The following is a 25,829-nucleotide window of genomic DNA, read 5'->3' on the forward strand; positions in this document are numbered from 1 at the left end:
ATATTTGCGTAGAGAACAAGGGGTGCCGAGGGTGAAGCTCGCAACGTACCGATCGGCCGGCCAGGACAAGGTCGGTCTCGTCCATGCGCGTGACAGTCAGGTGTTCGATCTCGCCGAAGCCGCCCTTAGGGAAGGTCCGGGCGATCCCGCTTTCGCCTCGATGCTGGCGTTGATCGACGCTGGTCCGCACGCGCTTGACCAGGCCGCGGCGCTGTTTGAAAAGCACGGCGCGGACGCGACGCTCTCGGTGGCGGTTGGTGCAGTGGATATTCTCGCGCCGTTGCCGGAGCCGCGGCAGATGCGCGATGGCATGTCATTTCCGCTGCACATCCTCCAGGCGCCACGTGGGCAGCGCAAGCTGGCGGCGCGCGCGAGGGGAGACATGACCGAACTGGCCCGTATTGATGCGGAGCCGCTCGGCGAATTGCCTGAGGTCTATCGCAAACAGCCGATCTTCTACATCACGAACCGCTTCAGCGTGCGTGGGACCAACACGACGGTGAAATGGCCGCGCTACAGCAAGGTGATGGACTACGAGCTCGAGTTCGGGATCGTTACCAAGAACAAGGGGGCGAACATTTCCGCGGCGAAGGCCAAGGACCACATCTTCGGCTACACCATCTTCAACGATTTCTCCGCGCGCGACGCGCAGCGGATCGAGATGGAGGGAAGGCTCGGCCCGGCCAAGGGCAAGAGCTTCGATGGTGGCAACGTGATCGGACCGTGGATCGTGACGCCCGACGAGATCGGCGATCCTTACAGGCTCAAGATGGAAGCCCGGGTCAACGGCGAGATCCGCTCCGAAGGCGTGACCGATGGCATGCTGTTCTCATTCGAGGAGATCATTGCCCACGTCACGGAGGACGAGACGCTGATGCCGGGCGAGTTCATCGGCTCCGGCACCGTCGGCAATGGCTGCGGGCTCGAGCTCGGATGGTATCTCGAACACGGCGATACGATCGAGCTCGAGGTCGAGAAGATCGGCATCCTGAAGAACAGGGTCGAGCGGCAGGACGTCTAGATCTGCCCAATACGAACAAATACTAATAATAAGACAACATGAGGAAATGCCATGGCGCGCAAACTGATCGATATCTCCGTCCCCCTGCAAAACGACGTGCCGGCCGATCCCCCCGGTGGCCACCCGACCATTCACTACATCGATCATCAGCAGGGCCTGCCTCGCATGTTGCAGTTCTTCGATGGTCTGAAGGCGCAGGATCTGCCGGACGGGCAGGGTTGGGCGGTCGAACAGGTGAGCCTCTCGACCCACAACGGCACGCATCTCGATGCGCCCTGGCACTTCCACCCCACGATGAACCGTGGCGAGCGCGCCTGGACCATCGACGAGGTCCCGCTGGACTGGTGTCTGCAGCCTGGCGTGAAGCTCGACTTCCGTCACTTTCCGGACGGCTATGTCGCCACGGCGCAGGATGTCGAGGCCGAACTCAAGCGCATCGGCCATGAGCTGAAGCCGCTGGAGATTGTCGTCGTCAATACCAGTGCCGGCGCGAAATACGGACGGCAGGATTACGTCACCTCGGGCTGCGGCATGGGCTATGAGGCGACCATGTATCTGCTCGAGCGCGGCGTGCGGCTGACCGGCACCGACGGCTGGAGCTGGGACGCGCCCTTTGTCTACACCGCAAAGAAATACGCCGAGACCAGGGACGCCAGCCTGATTTGGGAAGGTCACAAGGCGGGCCGCCATATCGGCTATTGCCATCTCGAGAAGCTGCACAATCTGGAGCTGCTGCCGTCGACCGGCTTCACGGTGTCGTGCTTCCCGGTGAAGATCGAACGGGCTTCGGCGGGTTGGACTCGCGCTGTCGCGATCATGGAAGGCTGACAGTCCTTTCCTTGTCGCGGGACTCCGGCGCCGATCCGCTTGCAACGACTCGGTGAGGGGCCGGCCGACGTCGCCCAGCCGTAAGAAGACGAGGGCATTATGGCCTCCGCCATCACAATCCGCCTTGGAGCTGACTAGAGGGCTGCAGCTGATCGAACCGATGATCTCTGCAAGTGCCCCGGCCGGCCCTTTGCCAATTCAGCACGGGAGAAACGCAAGATGAACACGAGCGATCTGACATTGCGCGGGCTTCACTCCTGCCCGGCCTGTTCCGGCCCGTCCTGGTCGAGACGGGGCTTTCTCGCAGGACTGGGAGCACTCGGCCTCGCCTCGACCATCCCGACGGCTCCGACGCAGGGACAGACCAGCCCGGTGCTGATCGATACCCATGTTCATTTCTATCCTCCTGAATATCAGAAGCTGTGGCTCGGTTACGAAGACACGCACAAGCAGCCGCACTTTCCCGGTCAGGTTGCCTGGACCCGCGAGAAGCTGGTCGAGGACATGGACCGCAACGGCATCCGCGCAGGCGTCCTGTCGATCTCCTCCACTCCTGGCGTGTGGTTCGACCTCGGGCCGGCGGAAGCGGGCCGGCTCGCGCGCGTCTGCAACGAATATGCGGCGGACATGATGCGCGACCATCCGGGTCGTTTCGGCCTGTTCGCGACCCTGTCGATGCTGGACATCGATGCCACGCTCAAGGAGATCGAATATGCGTTCGACACGCTGAAGGCTGACGGGATCGGCCTGCAAAGCAACTACGGCGACAAATGGCTGGGCAATCCGGCCTACAAGCCCGTGCTTGAGGAGTTGAACCGTCGCAAGGCGGTCGTCTATGTGCATCCGCTGGTCGCGAGCTGCTGCAGTGCGCTGAGCGTCGGTACGTTCCCTGCGCTGATCGAAGTCCCGCACGACACCACGCGCACGGTGACGAGCCTGCTGCTCAGCGGCTCGTTTGCCCGCCATCGCGACATCAAATGGTTGTTTTCGCACGCCGGCGGTACGATCCCGATGATGGCCGGCCGTATCAATGCGTTCTATGGGGCGCGCCCCGACCTCAAGGAATTCGCGCCGGAAGGCATCGAAGGCGAACTGCGCCGGCTTCATTACGACACCGCGAACGCGACCTTCGCGCCGTCCATCGCGGCGCTGCTCAAGCTCGTGCCGGTCTCCCAGGTCACTTATGGCTCCGACTATCCGTATTTCGGCTTTGGTCAGTTCGCCGAACTGCAGAAGCGCGGTCTGTCGGCAAAGGACCTCGATGCCATCGGCCATGAGAATGCGACGCGTCTCATTCCGCGGTTGCGTGCCTAGGGCTCGATGGCGCTCTAGCAACTACGGCAGCGCTCGCGATACGAAGTATCGGGGAGCCGCCTGGATCGATCCTATGCCCAGCCTGCTGGGCAGCTAGAAAACCCTACCAGTTGATAGGATCTGGCCATCTCGTCACGACATCGGTCGGACGCAGGCGCCTGGCAATTGTGCGATAGCGCAACGTTGCTTTAACGTTGTCGGCGCGTTTGAGAGGAAACGGATGCCGGCGGATGAGGGCGAATGCTCGAATGGTGCGCCACTCCGAGCAAAACTGCGAACTCTTATGTGATTGAGATAGCAATATAATCTCAAGTGAGATCGCTTCGAGGAGATGCCAGCCTGTACCTGAAGAACGCCAGGATCTCGTCGCGTGCCGCGATCGTCGGCTGGCCTGCCGCGTCGATCAGGTGCGCGGTGACAACGCTATGCGGGGTCGTAACGTGACGCTCGAAGAACGGCGCAAGATCGGTATTCGCCGCGCTGTCCGGAAGCACCCGCCCGATGAACCGATCGCCAAGCGCCTCAGCATAGGCCGAAAAACGTTGAGCCGTGCAGAACTTATCGCCCTCGAAGCGATAGGCGATCACCGTCAAATCTTCCCGCTCGAGCCGCTCGCGGATCGCTTTGACTTCGTCCGGTGCGATTTCAATGCCGGCCGGATTGTTCAGCGGCAGCGACGGCTGCGAGAGCACCGGCGCCAGCATCGACGGTTCAAGCATCATGGTCAGCGCGAAGTTTCCGGTGAAGCACATCCCGATGGCACCGACGCCGGGACCGCCGCACTCGCCATGCGCAAATCGCGCCAGCGACCGGAGCCACTTTGTCGCGGGACTGGATTCGTTTGAGGCCAAGGCGCGAAACTCGGCGCTCACACAGGCGCGCTGAAAGATCGCGGCGCCCTCCTCCGCGCCTGGAACGACGCCATCGCGGCCGAACAACGACGGCATGTAGACGGTGAAGCCTGCGTCGCGGACCCAGCGCGCAAACCGCGCGACATAGGGGCTGATGCCCGGCATCTCGGTCATCACGATGACGGCAGGCCCTACGCCGACCACGTAAACGACCTTGGTGGCGCCGTCGAGCGTGATGGCGCGGCGCGTGAAATCCTCGAGAGGATCGTCCCGCTTCATGGACCGTTTGGGCATGGCGCAATTCCTTGTCGATCGATGGATACCAGACAGAAGCCGGGGACCGAAGATGTCTGCAGACAAGCCGCCGCAAGGGGGCGGCGTTTTCACCGATATCGTTGCGATTGCGCGGCCAGCGCGCTAGTGTCAAAAATGACATTTATCGAGGTTTTTTTGACATGACCAAAGTCGCGGTTGTCGAGATCGAGGGGTGCATGGCCTCGAGCGCGGCCATCACCCACGACGTCATGGCGACCGCCAACCGGATCAGCGCTGCGAAGCGCGCTCTGCCATTCGAGGTTACGACGGTGCGTTGCGCATCCCGCAAAAGCGACGTCGATCTGCGCGGCATCGAACTCGTCATCGTCCCCGGTCTTGGAGCTGCGTCGGCCGACGAACTGGACAGAAAGTTGAAGAGCCCGACGTGCCGGCGCGCGAGCGACATGCTTACCCGAGCGTTCGGGATCGGAGCCGTGCTCGCCGCGTCCTGCGCGAGCACGTTCCTGCTGGCGGAAGCTGGCTTGCTCGACGGCCGGCGGGCCACCACGACATGGTGGCTCGCGCCGGTATTCCGGCAGCGCTATCCGGGAGTCGAACTACTGACGGAGCAGATGGTCGTCGCCGATTGGCCGATCGCAACCGGTGGCGCGGCCATGGCGCAGATGGACCTGATGCTTGCGATCGTCGGTCGGTTCGCCGGACCAAGCCTGGCGAAAGCCTGCGCCAACTATCTCCTGCTGGATGAGCGGCGCTCCCAGGCGCCGTTCATGGCGATCACCTATCTCGCGGGCCAGGACCCAAGGATCGCCAAGGCCGAGAAATGGGTGCGCGACAACATCGCACGTGACTTTGCAATCGAGGAGCTCGCCGAAGCCGTCGCGCTGGCGCCACGGACATTTGCCCGGCGAATTGCGGCGATCTGCGGCGTTTCACCGATTCAGTTCGTGCAGCGCATCAGGCTTGAGACCGCGCGACTACTGCTTGAGACCACGCGCCTGTCGGTCGAACAGATCGCGCAGCAGATAGGATATGCGGAGCCCTCGACACTTCGGCGGCTGATCCGGCGTGATACGAAACATTCGCCCGGACATTTCCGTCCCGCAGCCTGAGTGTCTCCCATCGCTCGCGACGCCTTGTCCAGGAGGCATCAGCGGCGCAGCGGACCCGTCATCGCCCGCATGGTTTATCCCATGCAGCGATACTACCACAGCGGGACCAGGCTATTGAGCTATCAAGTCATTCCCAACGAATGAGGGGCTTTAGCGATGATGGTGCCCCTGGCCGATAATTGCCTAGAGCCATAACCATTTGAATTTAAATCTACTTTTGTCGTCAATTGCTGCCGATACCAGCACAAATACCAGCAGGATGACGCGCGGTATTCGCCGACAAAAATAAAACAGGAGGGTTCTCGCCGCCGGCACGCCTGCCCTTCCAGACTCCACAATCGCCTGATCGGAATCGAACCCGGCTCTGCCCCGAATCGGAGAGACCTACCGCGAGGTTGAGTTTAGGCTCGTGTCCTGCGTGCGATACGTGGCCCTTCACGATGCCAATGGAGAGACCTAATTCCCAATGGACGACCTTGGCGGCTCGATTGCCGCTCGGTGCGGGACCGACGCCGAAAGCGCTCTTCGCGCGACGCTGATTTTAGTCCCGCGGTTTCAGCAACGTCCCGTAGGGCGGACGTTCGAATCGTTCCGGGCGTGCCATCTATCTCAACTATCAGCGATTTCTTGAGCAGGCCCGAAATGGCCCCAGACTAATTTAGTCTGGGGCAATTTCTGAAGAATTTTTGCCCGGCATCGAAGGTTGCGCAGCCGGCTCTTCGAAGCCGGAGCTTCAAAGCGAACGACGGTCGGGGGTTCGAGTCCCTCTCCTGACTGCAACCCCAGTCGATTAGGGCCGAAATGAGACGCAGGCGCCTGTTTAGTCGGATCGCAACTTGCAGCAAATGTCGTTATCGGACGTTGCGCGTCCAGGATTTGAACCTACTCGCGAACCACTTCTCGCTGGCGAGGGATTGCGCACGAACGGTCGCGAGTGCCGCCGCTCACCGCAAAGAAAACGTGCGAAAATGAAAGTCCCCGGGTAGCGAAGTGGCGTATTTGTCCACTAACGAGCTATCCGATCATGGCCGCAACGCTTCGTATAAGCCTGCCTCCACCGAGCTCGCTAAGTGGCTGATAAGTCGAAGCATTGTGATCAACAAATCCGGCGCGTGATGTTGGGTCAGAATCAGACTTTGCCTTGCCAAACTAACATTTCTACCTTCACCCCATTGGGACATCGAGCGTTTGCTGGCCTTGGTATATGGGTGGTGGAATGATGCCCTTTGAGATAGCTTTGCGCTCGGCCGCTGGCTGGTGGCCAGCGAAGTACTGCCTCGCTTGATGAGACGCTCGAACTTCTACGGAAGAAAGGTTTTGAGGGCCAGTTCTAGTGAATTGCGCGTGGGCGGCAAAAAGATGGGACAGTACGATTTGCCCTCTGCCGAGAGTAGTGGCCATCAATTCGAAGAAGCTCGGAGTTCTTGGCTGTGGACGTATCAGAAAGTCATGGACCGGTGGGCAGCGGCAGGCCGGATCGTCTGGAACTAGACGTCCAAAGTCGTGAGCTGCGAGTAAACGGATCCGCGATTCCGATAAGCGGTCGCGCGTTCGCAGTCTTGCAGGCGCTGGTCGAAGCCTCCGGAGCCGCGGTAACGAAATCGGAGCTGATGTCGCGCGTTTGGGCTGACGTTGTCGTTGGCGACACGGCTCTTCAGGTCCAAATCTCCGCGATCCGCAAGGCCTTGGGAGTGAATGGGGCGTTGCTGAGAACCATATCTGGTCAGGGCTATCGATTGCTTGGCGACTGGGGCGTGCGGAAAACAGCCCGCTCAACGCAATCAGCGCCACTGACCCTCAATCTGAATTCAGTGGAGCCTCACAACACCAACCTGCAAGGCGGCGCCGCGATCCACCAACCTATCTATCGATGCGATGAGTGCGAGATAGATCTCTCGCTGCGCCAGGTGCGTATTCGAGGTATCGCTGTGCCAATCGGGGGCCGAGCCTTCGACATATTGGCCGTATTGGTCCAGGCAGCAAACGAAGTTGTCACTAGGGGAGATTTGCTACAATCCGTATGGTCAGGTGTGATCGTCGGAGAAACCGCGATCGATGTCCACATATCTGCGATCCGCAAGGCGCTCGGTCCGCATCGCGCCATGCTCAAAACGATGTCCGGACTTGGATTCCGCTTGGTTGGCGCGTGGACCGTGCAAACCAGCCAAGTGCCGCCGGCGCCGCCTTCCTTAACGCGCAGCACTATTTCAACAAACTTGCCCGCAGCTGTGAACGAACTTATCGGGCGTGCCGCTTCTTTCGAGTTCCTGCAAGAGGCCTGCTCTGCGTATCGGATTGTCACTCTCACCGGTCCGGGTGGCATTGGGAAAACCGTGCTTGCGATTGAGTTGGCGCGCGGTCTGCTGCCTCGATTTGATGCCGGTGTTTGGCTCGTCGAGTTGGCCTCTCTCGCCGACCCGAGCCTGTTGCCAGCTGCGGTGGGAGAGGCCATCGGCCTGCAGGCTAACGGTCGCCCGATGTCGGCGGAGGGAGTGGCTCGGGTCATCGGCCACGATCGTCTCCTCATCGTCTTGGATAATTGCGAGCATCTCGTCGAGGCGGCCGCACAACTCGCAGAAGCGATCGTTCGCTTGGCGCCAAATGCCGTTATGGTTGCTACCAGCCGCGAGACCTTGAAGATCAATGGCGAACGCGTGTACCGTGTCCCGCCACTTGAGGTTCCTCAACACGAATCCAGTCTGCCAGACGAAATAATAAGAAACAGTGCAGTCCAGATGTTTTTGAGTCTGACGGAGGCGCCGCACGTGGCTGGCCTGCGCGATGAGCAGAGCTTGCGCTCCATTGCGAACATTTGCCGCCATCTTGATGGATTGCCTTTGGCGATCGAGTTCGCCGCTGCTCGTTCGACCTCGCTGGGACTCTCTCGGGTTGCCAGCGGCCTCGAAAATCGCTTTGCGCTCCTGACGACCGGGCGCAGGACGGCATTGCCGCGTCATCGAACCTTGCGCGCTGTTTTCGATTGGAGCTACGACCTCCTCCCCGATGTCGAGCGGGTGCTGCTCCATCGGCTGGCGGTGTTTCCCGGAGGGTTCACCGTTGAGGCGGCTTGCGCCGTAATGGGCGACTATTCGTCAACGGAAGTCGCGGATCGCATCTCAAGCCTCGTCGAGAAGTCCATTGTCTCCTTCGATCGCAGCTCACCTGACGAGCGCTGGCGCCTGCTCGAGACGGTGCGAGCTTATGCGATGGAAAAACTCTCCAGTAGTGGTGAATTGCACGCGATATGGCGCTGCCACGCGGAATACTTCCGCGACTTTTTTGCCAGCTTCAATGCCGATCGGGAAACCAGCGGCGAGGAGACGCCCCAGTACAATCGTGAACTCGACAATCTGCGTGCGGCACTTACCTGGGCGTTCTCCCCATTCGGCGACTCGACGCTCGGCATCGCCCTAGCGGTCGTCTCCGTGCCCTTTTGGCTGGCTGAGTCGCTGCTCAGCGAGTGCAGGAACTGGACCACCAAAGCGTTAGCCGATCTAGGCCGCACCGGCAATGCCGATCAAGAGATGATCTTGCGCAGCGGCCTTGGCCAGTCGCTAATGTTTGCCGCGGGCATGACTTCGGCGACATATACGAATCTGACGCGAGCACTGTCGCTCGCCGAAGCTCTCGGTAGCATCGAGCACCAGAAGCGCGCGTTGCACAGTCTCTGGCAGATCAGTTTGCGCTCACTGGATCTGCGGAGAGCGCTGCAACACAGCCAACGCTATGCCGAACTGGCAAAGAGCGAAAATGACGGGGGGGCAGCACGTATGGCCAACCTGATGTCTGGCATGTCGCTGGTGTATCGAGCCGAGTATGTTGAAGCATCGCGCCTTCTGGAGCGCGCCTTTCGCGAGCATTCAGAGGCGCAGCCTTATCGGGCCTCGCCTTCGCTTGGAATCAATGCTCGGGCCGCCGCCTTGGGACATTTGTCGCCCTGTCTGTTCGCGCGCGGTTTGATCGATGCGGCAATTACAGCGGCTGAGCGCTCTATCGAAGAAGCCGAGCAACTTGGGCAGCCCGTTGCTCTATGCCTGGCGCTCGCAAGGCCAGCTGGCCTGCTATTCCCCGAAGTCGGCGCTCTTGAAAAATCGGAGCGTCATATCGGGATTATGCAGGAGCAAGTTGATCGCTACGGTCTTCCTACCTTCCGGGCCGTTGCGCTTTGCGCGAAGGGGCGCATCCTCTTCCTGCGAGGTGACCCCGTTGCCGGTGCGGCGGCGCTCCGCTCTGGGCTCGCCCAATTCGAGGCAACCGGCTATCGGTCGTTCATCACGCCCTTTCGTGGCTACTATGCTGAGGCGCTCGCGGCTGCCGGAAGCGCCGATGAAGGTCTTGCGGAGATCGAGGCGGAGCTGCTCTCGGCGGAGGAGAGGGGCTACATGGAATACGTGCCGGAGCTGCAGTGCATTCAGGGCAGACTCGCGGCTGACCGTGATCCTGACGATCCAGCCGCGGAACAGATTTTCATGCGCGCAATAGATCTCTCGCGACAGGAGCAAGCACTGTATTGGGAACTATGCGCGGCCCTGAGCTTGGTAGAACGATGGCAAAAGCAGGATCGCCAGGGGGAGGCATACACGCTGCTCGCGCCGATTTACCAGCGCTTTACTGAGGGTCTCTGGGCGCCGGTTCTGGTGCGGGCAAACTCGGTTTTGCGACGGATCGAGAGTCGCCTGTGATGAGAACGATCGCGGGTTCATCGCGACTACCAACAAACGCCATATGACCATTGATGGTCGGAGATATTGAGGAGAATGGCATGGAGGGGTTCGAGGCGGCAACCGGTGCGACCATCGGCGCCACGCGGTGGAAGCGACTGATCCCGGCGTCGATGGTGGTCTACATCATCTCGTTCATGGACCGCACGAACATCAGCTACGCCTTCGCCGGCATCGGCCAGGAATTCCACGTCAGCAATGCTGATCAAGGTTTCGCCGGCGGCATTTTCTTTATCGGCTACACGCTGTTTCAGATTCCCGGCGGATGGCTCGCCACCCGCTGGAGCGCCAAAAAATCAGTTGGGATTATGATTCTTCTGTGGGGAGCCGCGGCGATCTGGTGCGGTCTTTCCCGGAGCTTCAATGAGTTGGTGCTGGCCCGCTTTGTGCTCGGTATTGCGGAGGGCGGTGTTTGGCCGGCCATCTTGGTGCTCATCAATAATTGGTTCCCGGTGTCCGAACGAGCACGGGCCTACGGTTTTTGGATGACGAACCTGGCGATCGCTTCGATAATAACGCAGCCTCTTTCCGGCTTCATCGTCGGTTCGACCGACTGGCGCACGATGCTGCTGATCGAGGGTGTTCTTCCCTTCATCATTGCGACGCCGGTTTGGTGGCTGGCGATTGCGGATACTCCGCGCGACGCAGCGTGGTGCTCGCAAGCCGAGCGCGACTACATCGAAAAGTCGCTTTTGGCGGAAGCCTCCAGCGAGCCGAAAACCTTGCCGATTCGTCGTATCTTCACCGATCGCGTCGTGTGGCAATTGGTCGTGGTGTCCTTTCTGATCCAGGTCGGGTTCTATGGCCTGAATATGTGGCTGCCGTCTTTGCTAAAGGCACTGACGGAAGCCGGCTTCGGCGCTGTGGGACTGATCGCAGCTCTGCCCTACTGCACGGCAATCGTTTTTATGTGGGTGAACGGCTCGTTGGCCGACCGGAATCGGCGCTACCAACGCCACGTGCTGATCTCGCTTGTGGTCGCTGCCGTTAGCCTTGTCGCTTCGGTGCTCATCGGCCAGTCTTTTGTCGCGCTGTCGGTCTTTTTCATTTGCCTCGCGATAGGCGGTGCCCTTTCATACGAGGGGCCTTTCTGGGCGGCTGCGTCGCGGGCAGTGCCAGCTTCGGCGGCAGGCGCCGCAGCTGGCCTCATCAATGCCGTGGGCAATCTCGGAGGCTTCCTTGGACCGCGCCTCGGCGGCGTCTTGTTGGATATGAGCGGAGGCCAGTTTGTCGCGACAGCTGTAGCGCTCGCTGCCTCGTTTCTATTGGCTGGGCTGGTAATGCTGACGGTCCGTTTGCCTCGCGGACGAGGCGACGATGGGATTGAAGCCACAGCGGCCCATCTCAAGGCGCATGCGAGTTGAAGAGAGCCGCTCGGGCGGAAGCATGCGCCTACTCTTGCGAAGAGTCCTTCATTCTTACGTCCGCACCTGGACCCGACGCCGACATGCATCGTGAGCAATCACACCCGCTCCTAGTGGGCCTCGTTCGCTCACCGATCTGCCCGGGTTGCCTGATCTACAACAATCTTCGCGAGGCTGCAGTCCGATCTGTTGCGCGGCAGTAACCCGCCTCGACGTTGTCGCGACGAAGGTGCGGCACATTGCTGCTGAACAGCTGAGGCACCAGCCCCCGACGCTTTCTGCGATTGGGTCAGCCACTATGTCTTACTTCGCCTCTTCACTTCCCGCCGCCGCTGCAAGCCACGAAAGCTTGCCCGTCACCGACGCTGCCAAAGGAAACTTATAGATTTTTTTGGATGACTTAAGGACATCCCACCGCAGCGAATATACCGTTCTGGTGAAGACGTTTGCGTTGGCACCGGGACGCTTATGGACGGCACGGATTTCATCGTGGACAGAAGGTACTCGCACCGCGCCACGGCTGTCGATCATCTGCCCATCATTATCGTCGGTGTCGGAGAGCCGGGGCTGGATCCGTACGATCGCGTTCGGCAGTTGCGCAACGGTGCCGGCTTTGGGCCCAATGTGCCTGGCTAGCTGTGCGAAGTGTAAGGCTTGGAATGGCGCGAGGTGGTGGATGACCCTTTTCAGCGAACAGTCTGAGCTCTTGGAGAGCCCCTGCCTGGCTCCGCAGCGGTGCAGTTCCCTTTCTGGCTTGTTTGGCACCGCGCCGGTGTCGGAAGAATGCTACGAATTCGCGAGCTTTCGATTGTATCCCAAGCAGCGGGCATTACTGGTCGGCAGTGAGCGCGTCGAAATTGGTGGGCGGGCGCTAGATCTGTTGATCCTGCTGATTTCGCGGGCAGGAGACGTCGTGAGCTTGGGCGATCTGAAGCGCATTGTTTGGCCCAACATCACGGTGGAAGAGACCAATATCCGCGTGCAGATGGGCATCGTCAGGAAATTGCTGTCGCAATGTGACGGAGCGAAACGCGCAATAGATACCATACCGTTGCGTGGATATTGCTTCGTTTTACCTGTGCGCCATCGTCCCAGTGTCGTCGAACTAGAGGGGCCCAGGGCCCAGCGGCATTTCGTGCTTCCGATATTGCCGAACCTGACCGTGGGTCGAGATGATGCCATTCAAACCATCGAAGCAATCCTCGATAAGCGTCGCCTGGTAACGATTACCGGGCCGGGGGGGATCGGCAAGACGACAGTCGCAATCGCAACCGCAAAACGCTACGCTGCGAATTTCCGCGGCCTGATCAGCTTCGTTGATCTATCGCATGTCACCAACAGCACCGGAGCAGCTCGAGTCATTGCCGAGGCTCTGCAGCTCGCGTCCTGTAACGATGCCCTCGATGCAGTGTGCGAACATCTCCGATTTCGCGAAGCTCTCTTGATACTCGATACCTGCGAGCACATTGTCGAGCCAGTTGCGACGCTCGTAGAGGCGATGTTAGGTCAATGTAACAATCTAAAATTAATTGTAACAGGTCGCGAAGCTCTCCGAGCCACGGGCGAATGGACCCATCGCTTGCCGTCGCTTACCTTCCCGGCCGAGAAAGTCGTGATTGAAGAGAAGGACGTGGCGGATTTCTCGGCGCTCACTCTCTTTGTGGACAGAGTTCAATCCTCAATGCGTTTCGAGCCCCATAGCCAAGATCTGCCGACAATGGCAGAGATATGTCGGCGGTTGGATGGGATTCCGCTCGCGCTGGAATTTGCGGCCGCCCGGGTGGCAGACCTGGGACTTCGCAAGATCGCTGGGCACCTCAACAACTGCTTTGCTATCCTTACACGTGGCCGCCGAACCGCGTTGCCCAGGCATCGCACGTTGGCGGCTGCTTTCGATTGGAGCTATGGCCTCCTCTCCAGGGAGGAGCAGATCGTGCTATCTCACCTTGCGACCCTCAGTGGTCCATTCACCGCGGAACGCGCCATCGCAAGCTGTTTGGATGGTGGGTGTGCTTGCCCATCAGAGACGTTCTACGGTCTTTACGACAAATCGCTTCTTACGGTCGAGATGATGAATAAGGGGCCGATGTTTCGTCTCCTGGACACTACGAGAGCCTACTTGATGGACATAGGTCATTCATCGCGATGCTCAGACCGTGATGTCCCCAGAAGTATCAATGCGCTAGGTCGATCTTCACACTGATGAAGTGACCAGGTGCACGGACTGTGCCGCTCGATCGCAGAAAGGAGCTCTCGCTCGCGTTGCGCGCAAAGTCCTAGATGACAAGGAAAGGGGAGCCTTTGTTCAAAAAAGGAATTGATGAAATCGTCAAGCGCGCGCTATCGGCGCGTCACGTCTGAGCAGGAAGGCTCGGCACCTGGATGAGCAACAAGCTCCTGACACCGCTCAATATCGGTGCTTTCGATCTTCAGCATCGCCTTGTCCTGGAGTGGCCGCTGGTTGCCGACCCGCTTAACGCGCCCGCGGATCAATTGGCTCTGCCTTCCGATTGCCTGCTGTCGGGTGGTCTCATTATTCACGATCCAGGGGCTTTGATTTGGCCTGAACGAACCTCGCAGCTAATCAGTGATGAGGACCGTATCAAGTCGATCTGGCGTACCACGACGAACAACGCGAAATTGGCGCGTCAATCGTCAGTTGCACGCCTCCGCGGTGATATTGCATTGCAAATTCCCCACCGACCGAATGGCATTCTTGCTCTGACTCAACACGAGATCGATAAAATCATCGCTGACTACGTCGATGCTGCCCATCGCGCCAAATCAAGCGGCTTTGACGGCATCGAGCTGGATAGCTCTTTTGGGAGCATAACTGACCTCTTCTTAATGCCTTCCACGAACTTGCGAACAGACCGTTACGGTGGGGCTATTGTCCAAAGGCTCAATTTTGTGCTGGAACTGGTCGAGGCGCTGACCCAGGCCTTTAGCCGAGATCGCCTCGGCATCCGGCTATCTCCCTTTCCGCGTGGCTTCGAAGGTGGGCGCTGCAAAGTTTATGACGACGTCCTGAGCTCTCTGCGTGATCAGGAGATCGCTTATGTTCACCTCGAGCTGAGCGAGGGCTTTGACACCCGGGTCCTGAAATCCGCGCCACCCGCGAAAGCTTTGCGTCGCGCATATCCCGGCATTTTCGTTACCAGTGGACGGCCAAGCCTCCAGTTCGCAATGGATTTGGTGGAAGGTCGCTGGGCCGATGCCGTATGCTTCTTTAGTCCCCAGCTGGATGCTCAGTTTTTGAGCCTACTGAAGCATGCCTAGCCGCTTCCAAATGCGCATCATCTGCTTTACAGAGATTCACGGGAGTGGCATGCCCGGACACGTATACTCGATTTGATCAAGCCATACGATTGATCGGTGTCGCAGTATCTGTTGATGCGGTCAATCGCGCCAATTCTAGCAGCTCCGATCGTATCGAGTTGGACAGCTCTGTCGGAAGCGTGACCAATCTCCTTCCAAGAGCTTCTACAAATTTGCGGTCGGATCGCTACGGCGGGCCGGTTGGCCAAAGGAGCAGTTTTGCGATGGAGCCGGGGGAAAGTCGCTGGGCGCATGCAGTGAGCTTTTCCGCATTGCAGATAGATGCTCAATTCCTGAATCGACAGCGACAAGCGTTCGACAGGACCGGCAATTAGGTCCGGTGTGGCAAATCCATACCCGAAGAATGAGTGGCCTACGTATTGTCGGCAAAGCTGCCAGGCTTGAAGCCGCAACATCAATCTTTGGGGTGGTGAGGATTTTCATCTTCATCGCGTGAACGCCACCTTCCGCAAGCTCCGGCAACTTAGCAAACCAGGCCTTTACATACGGCTTGGCGTTGTGCTCCTCAAAATCCGTTTCGTTGGCGAAGACTTCATAGAAGATGAAGTGGCCATTCGCCTCCCGATCTTCTTGCAGGAAGTACACGATTGTTTTCGGATCGCTCCGAACGAGCTTGATCAACGGCAGCGTTGCATCGCGTAGTTCGCCCTCTTTTCCGGGTTTGGCCCGGATCTCGGCGACGACCGAGAAAGCGTTGTCAGGAACATGGCTATACCCAGCTCCTGGGCCGTCCTGCCCGTGCGACGGCGCGCAAGTCATCGCAATAGCCGACAACAGCAGGCCAAAAGAACATGCGTCGATAAGCTGTGGCATCTTTGAACTCCCACCTATTAACACAATCGGGCTCTCAACCGGCACTTTGGGGGCGGCGACGCCGTTCGACTGCCTGTTGGAACGTCTGCTTCACGGGGTCGAGCGCCTGGACGAACTCGAGCTGCTCTCCCTCAGGTCCCTTGCAGTAAATCAGCGACCAACCATTCGACTTGCCTTGCGTAATCTTGTTGGCATTGGCGCTCATTGGCGCGGCCTTGCGCTGCTCTTCCGTGTCCACGGCAACCACACGGTTTGCCTTTACCTGAGACATGCCGCGGCGGGCGCATTCAGCCTCGAGATCACTGATGAACTTCGCAAAATTCACATCATCCCGGATGTGGAAGCATATGTGCATAGATCGGGGATAAGCCGGGCTCATATGATCGCGGCTCCGCCCAACTGTCGCCATTTCCCATTGGCTGTTCGGCTCCGCGATACTGCAGGAGCTCGATCACGAAGTTATCGAATTGGACAAAGCGGACATCCAACCGTTGCGTGCCGCCTTTCAAATCAGGCACACCGATTGTGCGGGGGTCGACTTTCAGATCTCGCGCAATGATCTCCTGATCGGTCATAAGTGTGTAATGGATCGGCCCACCGTGGAAGTCGCCATCGCGCATGACTTCATTTCCGCCGAGAACCTCGGTGTAGAACTCAAAGGCGCGGTCCATATTCTGAACCGTCAGCCCGAAGTGCTGGGCTCCCTGCAGCCGCGCGCCCAGAGGACCATTATCGCGATCAGTGCTAGTTGGTTGCGCTTCTGCCGGAGCAGCTGAAACGAGAAGGGACGAGGCAAACCCCGTGAGTGTTGCAGCTCCGGCGGCGCGGATGACGTCGCGACGCTCGTTACTGATCGCTTCCACGCCTGTATTTGACGTTTCGCTCATGACCGCTTCTCCTTTCTGAATAGCAAGACGCCGCGAAGACTACGAGCCAGGGGGCTCTGATGCACATTAAGTGAAGCAAAATGCGGTTAAGTCTCGTTAGCGAAGCAGAAACGATCCAAAGAAACTAACAATCCTTGGATTGCGTCGTCGCTTGTCGCGATGACGTCGATGGTGATTTGCGAAAGATTAGTCACCCACGAAGCGCGGTATTAGGCCGACCTGCGGCGTGGGATGATCGAGGGCGGTGAATGTCTCGTCAACATAGCACCAGCCCCAGCCTTCCGGCGGGTCGTAGTCTTCGATCAATGGATATCCGCTGGTCTGAGAATGCTTGGTGGCATGCTTGCCGGGGGATTGGTCGCAACAACCGACGTGTCCGCATGAGCGACAAATGCGCAGGTGGACCCACCAGCTTGCGGTCTTCAAGCATTCCTCGCGCCCCGCGCACTCGGCGTAACAGTCCTGACGAATTCTTGATGAGAGCAGGAACGCGACATCAGTCTCCTCCACGCGGAAAACTCGCGATTGGTGCGCGAGCAAAGACCTAAGTCAGCTTAGCAAGTATCGCGTCGGCTAACAGGTAAAAGCCTGCAAATCTCGGTGAGTGAGGGAGGGCCTCTCCGGCTTGTTTTCCGCAACAGGAAGGAGATTCATTGAGTCACGAGGCGCCAACTTTTCCTCGAAACGTCCAATAGCTGAAGCCAACGTAGGCCAGTATGATTGGTACAACTGAAGCGAATGCGAGAAACGAGATCACCTGGGTCCGATGTTCGGATGCGGCGTCCCAAATGCTCAGGACCCCCGGAATGGCGCAAGGCCAGACACTCGCACCGAGCCCGCCTAGCGAGGCAAGGAACAACAGGATCGCGCAAAGGAATGGCGCCCAATCATGCGGCCCCGATAATGACCGCAGGGTCCCGAGCCAGGCGGCCGCAGCAATGAGAGGAAGCGGCGCCAGCGCCAACATATGTGAAGGCGTAAACCAGCGATCAGCGATTTGGGGTACGCTCAATGGTGTCCATAGGCTAACCAATGCTATTGCGGCTCCCGTAATGAAAAGCGTTACGAGGGCAGATCCACGACTGGACTTTTGCGTCAGTCCTTCGGTTTTCCATATCAGCCAGCATGCTCCGAGCAACCCATAGCCCGCCATGAGCCCGAAGCCGGTCGCGACGGAAAATGGCGTAATCCAATCAAATGGGCCTCCGGCAAAGTGGCCATCGGTGACTCGAATTTTCCCGGCGACAAATGATCCAAGGACAGCGCCCTGGCAAAAGGCCGCGAGCGCAGAGCCGCCGGCGAAAGTCGTCGTCCATATGATCCTCAGCGAACCTCCCTGCGCCCGGAATTCGAAAGAGATTCCGCGCAAGACGAGACCAAGCAGCATCAGGGCGAGGGGCACATAGTACGCCGGGATGAGAATGGTGAACGCGCCGGGAAAAGCGGTCCACAGGACCATCGCGCCTAACACGAGCCAGGTTTCGTTGCCGTCCCAGTTTGGTGCCAACGTCTGGATCATGACGTCGCGGTTGGCCGGGTGCGCTGTGAACGGCAGCAGGATTCCGACACCAAGGTCGAAGCCATCTAGCACGACATAGAGTGCTATGACGAAGGCCGCGGACACGGCGAAGACGACCGTCAGATCGAGACTATCCAGAAGGCTCACTTTACTGCACTCCTTGCTGCGATGGCGACGTGGACGCCTCCCGAAGGCCGGCCAATAGGAGTTGTTGGTGTCTCGATCCCGAACCCTCGCCAGACAAGCCGGCCGCTATAGTAGAAGAAGCCGAGCAGCAGGAGATTGTAGAGAATCAAAGCGACGGTCAGCGATCCGAAAACGGCCCCGCCGGCGATGGGGGAGACCGCATCGGCGGTTCGCAGTTGGCCGTAGATGACATACGGTTGGCGTCCGACTTCCGTGACGGTCCAGCCCGCGAGCGTTGCGACAAAGCCTAGCGGCGTGCCGGCCAAACACGCGTAGAGATACCAGCGTGAGCTGAACAGCTCCTGACGCCAGCGAAGATAAAGAGATAGGAGCGCGAGGCCGAGCAGCACCATTCCGCACCCAACCATGATTCGAAAGGCGAGAAACACGGGAAGGACGGGGGGACGCTCACGTGCCGGAACTTCCTTGAGACCCTTGACCTCGCCGTCGAGCGAGTGCGTGAGAACGATGCTCCCCAACAGCGGGATTTCGATCGCGTAATCGTTGCGCTCCGCCTTTTCGTCGGGCCAGGCAACGGCCGTGAGTGGTACTCCCTTGGCCGTCTCCCACCGCGCTTCGATCGCAGCAAGTTTCATCGGCTGGTATTTACGCGTGTTGAGGCCGTGTTGATCGCCCACGATCATCTGCAGCGGCAGCAGAACCGCGGCAAGCCAAAGGCTGAGCGAGAACGCGGTGAGCGCAGGGGCTTGGTCTTCGCGTCTGCCGCGCAAGAGCCAGAACGCGGACACGCCGACAACAACAAAGATCCCGGTGATGAAACTGGCCAGCAGCATGTGCGCGAGCCGGTAGGGCATCGAAGGATTGAAAACGACACCCCAGAAATCCGTGGCGATGAACCGGCCATCGGCGGCCGCCGTGAAATCCACCGGCGTCTGCATCCAGGAGTTCGCCGCAATAATCCAGAACGCCGAGATCACCGTGCCGGTCGCCACAATCACGGACGCCGCGAAATGAAGCCGTTTCCCTACGCGCTGCTCGCCAAACAGCATGATTCCAATAAAGCCGGCCTCCAAGAAGAACGCGGTTAGGACTTCGAGCGTCAAAAGCGGACTGATGACGTCGGCAGTGACCCGCGCATAGCGGGACCAGTTCAATCCAATTTCGTACGAAATGACCACACCGGTGACCACACCCATTCCGAAGGCGAGAGCGAACACTTTCGTCCAGAAGAGCTGGAGTTCGTTATACACGGGCTTTCCGGTTCTTAGCCACAATGCGTTCAAGGCGACGATGAACCATGCGACTCCGATGGAAAACGCGGGCCACAAAATGTGGTAACCGATCGTGAACGCGAACTGTAGCCGTGATAACAGAACGGGATCCATCGACGCACCATCCAATAAGGAGATGGGGGCACCATGCGCGACGGCGACACCAACCGAAAGTTAAAGGATGTAAAAGATCCAAAAGGCCATCGCTTTCTGATTATTACGACCCAAGTGGAAAGGTGTCGATGCTATTGATCAAGGCACGCGACGTCGAACGGTTAGAGTCAAAGTGCCGGAGAAACGCTCGAATATGGCTTTGGAGAACGTGGCGCCATGACGTTCATCGTTACCCCACGGTGAAGTCTCGAGACCGTAAGATGGGAAATCACTCGCAACGTCCGCAAGAGGCAGTCACGATGCGAGCGATGCATCCACGTTACGAGCTTTTACATCTTTAAACTGGCTTTATTCCGACCAGCCTCTTCTACTCGCCGCACAATCTGTTGTCCGAACAGAAGTGCACGACGGTGGATTCGCGTCGCCGCGAACGTTTCGGCAGCGAAAGCGGCAACACCGAGATCCTCAATCAACCGAAGGAACATAACCATGAAATCATTCAAACGCGTTATGGGCTTGGGTGTCCTGAGCGCGATGGCCGCCATCAGCCTGCCGGCATCGGCTGCCCAACTGAAGGCCAAGACCGCAGTCCTTGTCCATGGTGCGTTCGCGGACGGGTCGTCCTGGGAGAAAGTCATTCCGTACCTCGAAAAGGCCGGGCTCAAGGTCGTTGCTGTTCAGAACCCGCTCGACTCGCTCGTCAACGATGTCGCCGCAACCACGAGGGCCATCCGGAACGCTGAAGGACCCGTCGTTCTCGTCGCCCATTCATGGGGTGGCGCCGTCATCACGGAGGCGGGAAACGACGAAAAGGTCAAGTCGCTCGTGTATGTGGCGGCCTACGCGCCGGATAAGGGCGAGTCGGTGAAAAGTGCGACCTCGAAATATCCGGATCCGGAGAGCCTGAAAGAGTTCGTCAAGGACCCGGACGGCTACCTGACGATCAGCAACGAAGGCATCAAGCGATATTTCGCGGCCGACCTTCCGCCCAAGGAACAGGCAGTCGTGGCGGCGACGCAGGGACCGTTCCACATCAGGACCCTGACCGCTCCGGTGAGCCAGGCGGCGTGGCGCCAGAAGCCGACCTTCATGGTCGTTGCGACGAAGGATGCGATCATCCCGCCGCAGATGGAAAGGGACCAGGTGAAGGCGGCCAAGGCCACGGCGATCGAGTTGCCGTCGAGCCACGTCGCGATGTTGTCGTTCCCGAAGGAGGTGGCCGATCTGATCATCAAGGCGGCGGAATAACGCTGCCGCAGGAGATGATGGCGGTCCCCGATCTCTGGACATACGAATGCCGCTCCGATGAGCGGCATTCGTCTCCTGGATCCATCCGGCGGCATGCGAGCGCCGTTTGCATCAGGCCAATCGTGTGGCTTCGAACAGAAACCAGGCCCGCTGCTCCGCCTGATCGGTCCAACCGTCGAGAAGTCCCGAAGTGGCGTTGTCCTTGGCATCATCGACAAGGACTTTTACTTCGCGAAGCGCACGAACCAGCGCAAAGTTGTCTTCGCGGAGCTCGGCGAGCATGTCACCGGCCGATACGAACTCGGCATCGTTGTCCCTGATTGTCTGCCGGCGGGCGACGTCGCCGACCGAACGTATTGTCGCATGTCCTGTTTTGCGAACCCGCTCGGCGATCTCATCGACAATCGAGAAAAGTTGCGCGGCCTGGTCATCCAGCAACAGATGGTAGTCGCGAAAGTGCGGCCCCGTCATGTGCCAATGGAAATTCTTGGTCTTGAGATAGAGCGCGAGAATATCCGCCAGGATTGCATTGAGTGCGTCGGCAGCTGTCGTACTGTTCCGCAGTGCCAGAGCTGAGGTGGAATCAAGGGTCGGTGCGCGAGCGGGGGTCATGGTTGTCTCCTGAGGTTCATGCGGCGAGCTGCTTGTCGATCGGCAGCGGGGCACCCTCGGCCACAAGTCCTTTGTTTCGTAACTCGTGCCAGAAAGCAGCGGGAATATTGGTCTTGAGAGCCGCGTGGTCTTCAAGAATGCGCTCAGGTTTGCTGGCTCCGGGAATGACGGCGGCCGAAGCCGGATGCGCCAGAGCGAAGTGCAGTGCCGCTGCTTTGATGGGTATTTCGAAGTCTGCGCACAGAGCCGAAATCCTCTCCACCTTAGCGGCAATCGCGGATGGCACCGTCCCGTACTCAAAATGATGGCCGCCAGCGAGTACACCGGAGCTATAAGGGCCGCCAATCACGATATCGACTTTTTTGCATTGCGCAGCGGGCATCACACGCTGGAGTGCCATCTCGTGATCGAGAAGCGTATACCGGCCAGCGAGCAAGGTCGCGTCCGGACTTGCTTCGGTCAGACCGAGCAAAAGCTCGACAGGTTCGACCTTGTTCACGCCGAGGCCCCAGCCCTTGATCACGCCCTGGTCGCGTAGTTTCGAGAGGACCGGGAAGGCCCCCGTTCGAGCGATTTCAAACATTGCGAGCCAGCGGTCGCCGTAGAAATCCTGGGCAATATCGTGGACCCACACAAAATCGATATGGTCAATCTTCATGCGCCGGAGGCTGTCTTCGATCGACTTCATCGTGCCATCAGCCGAATAGTCTGGGACGATCTTGTTGGGGCGGCCATGTTTGAATATCTCGCCCTTTTCGCCGTGATCTCGGCCGGCCGGATCTTCGATCTCGTCGAGGATGAGCCGCCCGACCTTGGTGCTCAGAACGTAGTCGCCGCGAGGTCGGCTGGAGAGCACTTCGCCAAGGCGGATCTCCGCAAGCCCCGCTCCGTAAAACGGAGCAGTATCGAAGAAGCGCGTACCCGCAGCCCATGCTGCGTCCACTGTTGCAAGGGCTTCATCCTCTGGAATGTCCCGATACATGTTGCCAAGTGGAGCTGTGCCAAAACCCAGCGGTCCCGCTAACAACGCTTCTCTCAGTCTCATATCAATCTCCGATGAGCGACGGTGCTGGCATTGCCGATAGCGGCGTGCAGTCGATCGCGTCCATGCCACATGGCAAGCACGCGTCATCCCAGACATTACGGTCGGAATCCGCGACCGGCTAATAGCGATTCGTAAATTGAGGAAAATCCATCGCGGCGAGCGCAATGCGAGGCCTTGTTCTGGTTGATGGCAGGCCAATCCCGTCAACCGACGTTTTTACATCTCTTTACGGGCGTCCGCGCACAACTTCGATTATGTGTGCTGATCGACGTGATTGAGCCCATTCGTAATGGAGCGTTGGTTGACGGCGGAACCCAGCCCGCCCTGGAATGCGGGAATATCAATGGCGATCCAAATGAAGACGACGGCCTTGCTCAAGGCTCGGCCTGGAAAGACCGATGAACTGGTCGTTCTGTTGCGCAGCTTGGCTGGACATAGCCGCTCCGATCCCGGCAACCTTCGATGGGACCTCTGGCAGGACCTGCACGACGAGACGACCTTCATCATCGATGAGCTCTACGCGGACATCGCTTCTGTGCAGGCCCATCGGGCAACGCCCCACTATCAAGACTATGCCTCCAGGATCGACAGGCTCGCAACGCGGACGGCCGTCACATCGCGTCCCCTCGATGTGGTTTCATAGAGCTGTGAGAGAGCGGTACCGCGTATCCGAACCGATCCGACGAGATGGCAGGAGTTCACATGGCAACGGTGCTAAATGTCAATGGTGAAGAACGATCCTTCGATGCACCGGCCGAAATGCCCTTGCTGTGGGTCCTGCGCGATGTGTTCGGTTTGACCGGCACGAAATTCGGATGCGGCATGGCGCAGTGTGGCGCCTGCACCGTGCACGTCGATGGCAAGCCGGTGCGTTCCTGTGTGCTGCCTGTCGGCAATCTCCAAGACCGCGCGATCACCACCATCGAAGGCGTCGGCACGACGCCGGCGGGAGCCAGGGTGCAGAAGGCCTGGCTCGATCTCGAGGTCGTGCAATGCGGTTATTGTCAATCAGGTCAAATCATGTCGGCGGTAGCGTTACTGGCGACGACGCCGGATCCTGACGACTCCGATATCGACGCGGCCATGGCCGGCAACATCTGCCGGTGCGGTACCTATGTGCGCATCCGGGCTGCCATCAAGCAGGCAGCCTCGGCCAAGGCTTAGGTGGTGTCATGACCGTCACGGCAGAATTGTCGAATATCTCGCGTCGTCGCCTTCTCGGTGCTGCATTGACGACCGGCTTCGTGTTCGCCTTCCGTCTTCCGGTAGGTGCCGCCGAGACCGCGCAGAAGGATGCCGCCGACGGGACCTTTGCGCCAAACGCGTTTATCCGCATCGACGGAACCGGCAAGGTGACCCTGGTCATGCCGCAGGTCGAGATGGGGCAGGGCATATACACCGGCGTCGCGACGATTTTAGCTGAAGAACTCGATACAGACCTCACAAATGTCGTCCTCGAGCACGCGCCGCCCGATGAGAACCTCTACACGAATCCCTTGCTCGGCATTCAGGCGACCGGAGGATCAACTTCGGTTCGCGCGTTCTGGACCCCGCTGCGCAAAGCCGGCGCAACCGCACGGGCTATGTTCGTCAAGGCTGCGGCGAATCAGTGGCAGGTTGCGCCAGAAACCTGCGGCGTGTCCGAGGGGAAAGTGTTTCATAAGGAAAGTGGCCGCAGCCTTCGCTATGGCGAGCTTGTCGACCCCGCGAGCAAGCTTTCGCAGCCAAGCGATGTGCCGCTGAAAGATCCAAAGGACTTTGTGCTCATCGGAAGGCCTTTGAAGCGCCTCGATACGCCGAACAAGGTCAACGGCAAGGTCATCTACGGAATCGACACCATGATGCCGGGCTTGAAATTTGCGACGCTGGCGCAATGTCCGGTTTTCGGCGGCAAGGTTGCGAACATCGAAGACCAGGCCGCAACGAAGATTCCTGGCGTGAGGCAGATCGTAGCACTGGATGATCTGGTCGCGGTTATCGGGGATCACATGTGGGCCGCGAAATGTGGGCTTGAGGCGCTAAAGATTGCCTGGGACGAAGGCAAGAACGCCAACGTCAGCTCCAAGGACATATGGGAACATCTTCGTGCTGCCAGCGCGAGTTCTGGCGTAGTCGCAAAATCCGTCGGAGATGTCGCCAAGGTGCTCAATTTTGGCGAGAGTTATGATGCATCCTACGAGATACCATTTCTTGCCCACGCGACGATGGAGCCTCTGAATTGCACAGTCCACGTCACGCCAAATTCATGTGACGTATGGGTTGGAACGCAGATCATTGCGCGCGCGCAGTCGGTCGCCGCGAAGGCGGCTGGGCTGTCAGAAGACAAGGTGACGATCCATCAACATCTGCTCGGTGGCGGGTTCGGACGCAGGCTCGAGGTTGACATGATCGACGCGGCCGTGCGCATCGGCCGCAAGGTCGATGGGCCTGTCAAGATCGTCTGGACACGCGAGGAGGACATCCGACACGACATCTACCGTCCGGTTTACCGGGACAATATTTCGGCGAGACTCTCGGGCGACAAGGTGATCGCCTTCAGGTACCGCGTCGCCGGATCATCGGTGCTCGCGCGATGGTTACCGCGCAGTTTTACGAAGGGCATTGATATCGACGCCGTCGATAGCGCGGTCGATACGCCTTACGACATTCCAAATGTTCAGGTGGAGTACGTCCGAGTGGAGCCGCCTGCCGTGCCGACCGGCTTTTGGCGCGGCGTCGGTCCGAACAACAATGTGTTCGCCATCGAAAGCTTCATGGACGAGCTGGCGCGCAAGGTAAACAAGGATCCGATCGCGTTTCGACGCGACATGCTTGGAAAAACGCCGCGTCTCCAGCACGTGCTGGATCTCGTCGCCGAAAGGTCGAATTGGGGGCAGCCGTTGCCGCCTCGCGTTGGCCGAGGCGTCAGTGTGCAGCCGACCTTCAACACGTCGATCGCCACTGTCGTTGAGGCCGAGGTGGATACCAGCGGCGACGTTTACATCCGCCAGGTGACGCTTGCTGTGGATTGCGGTGTTGCTGTCAACCCCGACACCATCGTCGCGCAGGTCGAGGGCGGCATGATCTTTGGCCTGACCGCCGCATTATACGGCGAAATCACCTTGGACAAGGGCCGCGTTCAGCAATCGAATTTCCATGATTATCGCATGCTGCGCATCGACCAGATGCCAAAGATCAATGTCCATCTGGTCAAAAGCGGGGAGGCGCCGGGCGGGATCGGTGAGGCGGCCGCGGTTGGCGGGCCTCCCGCGCTGCGTAATGCCATTTATGCGGCGACGGGCGTCGCATTGCGTCGGCTTCCGATCGACCGGCGGCTGATCGCGGAGAAGAAATCGTGATTGTGAAAGCCG

21 protein-coding genes and 1 pseudogene are annotated in these 25,829 nt (G+C 59.1%); 12 read left to right on the plus strand and 10 right to left on the minus strand.

The features are described from left to right. Positions 1-31: 31 nt before the first annotated feature. The 3 genes from QXZ85_RS25420 (at position 32) to QXZ85_RS25430 (ending at position 3,163) form a co-directional block, all read left to right on the plus strand. Complete coding sequence (locus QXZ85_RS25420) at positions 32-1,021, plus strand: fumarylacetoacetate hydrolase family protein (protein WP_316174960.1); 990 nt, start codon at positions 32-34, stop codon at positions 1,019-1,021. Between the two features lie 51 nt (positions 1,022-1,072). Beyond that, positions 1,073-1,849, plus strand: coding sequence for a cyclase family protein (locus tag QXZ85_RS25425; RefSeq protein ID WP_315703025.1), 777 nt, complete (start codon positions 1,073-1,075; stop codon positions 1,847-1,849). 219 nt (positions 1,850-2,068) lie between these two features. Continuing rightward, entirely contained in the window at positions 2,069-3,163 is a 1,095-nt protein-coding gene (locus QXZ85_RS25430) for an amidohydrolase family protein (protein WP_315703026.1), read from the plus strand. A 308-nt stretch (positions 3,164-3,471) separates the two neighbouring features. Here QXZ85_RS25430 and QXZ85_RS25435 read toward each other — a convergent pair whose 3' ends face one another. Further along, a complete protein-coding gene (locus QXZ85_RS25435; RefSeq protein WP_315703027.1) occupies positions 3,472-4,308 on the minus strand; it encodes a dienelactone hydrolase family protein in 837 nt (278 codons plus the stop codon). A gap of 161 nt (positions 4,309-4,469) precedes the next feature. Here QXZ85_RS25435 and QXZ85_RS25440 point away from each other — a divergent pair, with 161 nt between their 5' ends. The 3 genes from QXZ85_RS25440 to QXZ85_RS25450 all read left to right on the plus strand — a co-directional run bounded on the left by QXZ85_RS25440 (position 4,470) and on the right by QXZ85_RS25450 (position 11,484). Continuing rightward, positions 4,470-5,399 carry a GlxA family transcriptional regulator gene (locus QXZ85_RS25440; RefSeq protein WP_315703028.1) on the plus strand — a complete coding sequence of 310 codons (930 nt, stop codon included), beginning with the start codon at positions 4,470-4,472 and terminating at the stop codon, positions 5,397-5,399. 1,457 nt (positions 5,400-6,856) lie between these two features. After that, positions 6,857-10,081 (plus strand): winged helix-turn-helix domain-containing protein, encoded by a 3,225-nt coding sequence (locus tag QXZ85_RS25445; RefSeq protein WP_315728346.1) that lies wholly within the window; start codon positions 6,857-6,859, stop codon positions 10,079-10,081. Between the two features lie 80 nt (positions 10,082-10,161). Continuing rightward, on the plus strand, positions 10,162-11,484 hold the full coding sequence (locus QXZ85_RS25450; protein ID WP_316174958.1) for an MFS transporter: 1,323 nt from the start codon (positions 10,162-10,164) through the stop codon (positions 11,482-11,484). 303 nt (positions 11,485-11,787) lie between these two features. On the opposite strand, the gene QXZ85_RS25455 is transcribed toward QXZ85_RS25450, so the two are convergent. Beyond that, the gene (locus QXZ85_RS25455; RefSeq protein ID WP_315703030.1) at positions 11,788-12,015 is read right to left on the minus strand and encodes a hypothetical protein; all 228 of its coding nucleotides are present in this window, start codon (positions 12,013-12,015) and stop codon (positions 11,788-11,790) included. 145 nt (positions 12,016-12,160) lie between these two features. On the opposite strand from QXZ85_RS25455, the gene QXZ85_RS25460 reads away from it, so the two are divergent. Next, complete coding sequence (locus QXZ85_RS25460; protein ID WP_315728253.1) at positions 12,161-13,687, plus strand: ATP-binding protein; 1,527 nt, start codon at positions 12,161-12,163, stop codon at positions 13,685-13,687. A 179-nt stretch (positions 13,688-13,866) separates the two neighbouring features. Beyond that, positions 13,867-14,763 carry a hypothetical protein gene (locus tag QXZ85_RS25465; RefSeq protein WP_315728255.1) on the plus strand — a complete coding sequence of 299 codons (897 nt, stop codon included), beginning with the start codon at positions 13,867-13,869 and terminating at the stop codon, positions 14,761-14,763. A gap of 204 nt (positions 14,764-14,967) precedes the next feature. On the opposite strand, the gene QXZ85_RS25470 is transcribed toward QXZ85_RS25465, so the two are convergent. From QXZ85_RS25470 to QXZ85_RS25495, 6 genes and pseudogenes are all read right to left on the minus strand, one after another. Next, positions 14,968-15,636 carry a putative quinol monooxygenase gene (locus QXZ85_RS25470; protein WP_315728257.1) on the minus strand — a complete coding sequence of 223 codons (669 nt, stop codon included), beginning with the start codon at positions 15,634-15,636 and terminating at the stop codon, positions 14,968-14,970. 34 nt (positions 15,637-15,670) lie between these two features. Continuing rightward, complete coding sequence (locus QXZ85_RS25475) at positions 15,671-15,961, minus strand: hypothetical protein (protein WP_315728259.1); 291 nt, start codon at positions 15,959-15,961, stop codon at positions 15,671-15,673. Between the two features lies 1 nt (position 15,962). Beyond that, positions 15,963-16,523 (minus strand): VOC family protein, encoded by a 561-nt coding sequence (locus QXZ85_RS25480; protein WP_315728261.1) that lies wholly within the window; start codon positions 16,521-16,523, stop codon positions 15,963-15,965. A 186-nt stretch (positions 16,524-16,709) separates the two neighbouring features. Next, positions 16,710-17,020, minus strand: a pseudogene (locus QXZ85_RS25485) (UBP-type zinc finger domain-containing protein). 161 nt (positions 17,021-17,181) lie between these two features. Next, positions 17,182-18,189, minus strand: a complete 1,008-nt coding sequence (locus QXZ85_RS25490) for a cytochrome d ubiquinol oxidase subunit II (protein WP_315728263.1) — start codon at positions 18,187-18,189, stop codon at positions 17,182-17,184. Continuing rightward, complete coding sequence (locus QXZ85_RS25495; RefSeq protein ID WP_315728265.1) at positions 18,186-19,574, minus strand: cytochrome ubiquinol oxidase subunit I; 1,389 nt, start codon at positions 19,572-19,574, stop codon at positions 18,186-18,188. Before QXZ85_RS25495 ends, QXZ85_RS25490 begins: the two co-directional genes overlap by 4 nt. A gap of 489 nt (positions 19,575-20,063) precedes the next feature. On the opposite strand from QXZ85_RS25495, the gene QXZ85_RS25500 reads away from it, so the two are divergent. Further along, entirely contained in the window at positions 20,064-20,822 is a 759-nt protein-coding gene (locus QXZ85_RS25500) for an alpha/beta hydrolase (RefSeq protein WP_315728267.1), read from the plus strand. 111 nt (positions 20,823-20,933) lie between these two features. On the opposite strand, the gene QXZ85_RS25505 is transcribed toward QXZ85_RS25500, so the two are convergent. Next, positions 20,934-21,434 carry a DNA starvation/stationary phase protection protein gene (locus QXZ85_RS25505; protein ID WP_315728268.1) on the minus strand — a complete coding sequence of 167 codons (501 nt, stop codon included), beginning with the start codon at positions 21,432-21,434 and terminating at the stop codon, positions 20,934-20,936. Positions 21,435-21,450: 16 nt separating this feature from the next. Continuing rightward, positions 21,451-22,479, minus strand: a complete 1,029-nt coding sequence (locus tag QXZ85_RS25510) for an aldo/keto reductase (protein ID WP_315728270.1) — start codon at positions 22,477-22,479, stop codon at positions 21,451-21,453. A 355-nt stretch (positions 22,480-22,834) separates the two neighbouring features. Between QXZ85_RS25510 and QXZ85_RS25515 the strand changes: the two genes are divergently transcribed. The 3 genes from QXZ85_RS25515 to QXZ85_RS25525 are packed head-to-tail and all read left to right on the plus strand — an operon-like array spanning position 22,835 to position 25,817. Next, positions 22,835-23,122 (plus strand): putative quinol monooxygenase, encoded by a 288-nt coding sequence (locus QXZ85_RS25515; RefSeq protein ID WP_315728271.1) that lies wholly within the window; start codon positions 22,835-22,837, stop codon positions 23,120-23,122. A gap of 59 nt (positions 23,123-23,181) precedes the next feature. Next, complete coding sequence (locus tag QXZ85_RS25520; protein WP_315728273.1) at positions 23,182-23,643, plus strand: (2Fe-2S)-binding protein; 462 nt, start codon at positions 23,182-23,184, stop codon at positions 23,641-23,643. 8 nt (positions 23,644-23,651) lie between these two features. Next, the gene (locus QXZ85_RS25525; RefSeq protein WP_315728275.1) at positions 23,652-25,817 is read left to right on the plus strand and encodes a xanthine dehydrogenase family protein molybdopterin-binding subunit; all 2,166 of its coding nucleotides are present in this window, start codon (positions 23,652-23,654) and stop codon (positions 25,815-25,817) included. The last annotated feature ends 12 nt before the right edge of the window (positions 25,818-25,829 follow it).

It is taken from the genome of Bradyrhizobium sp. SZCCHNGR1005 (genome assembly GCF_032489995.1).
Lineage (GTDB): Bacteria > Pseudomonadota > Alphaproteobacteria > Rhizobiales > Xanthobacteraceae > Bradyrhizobium.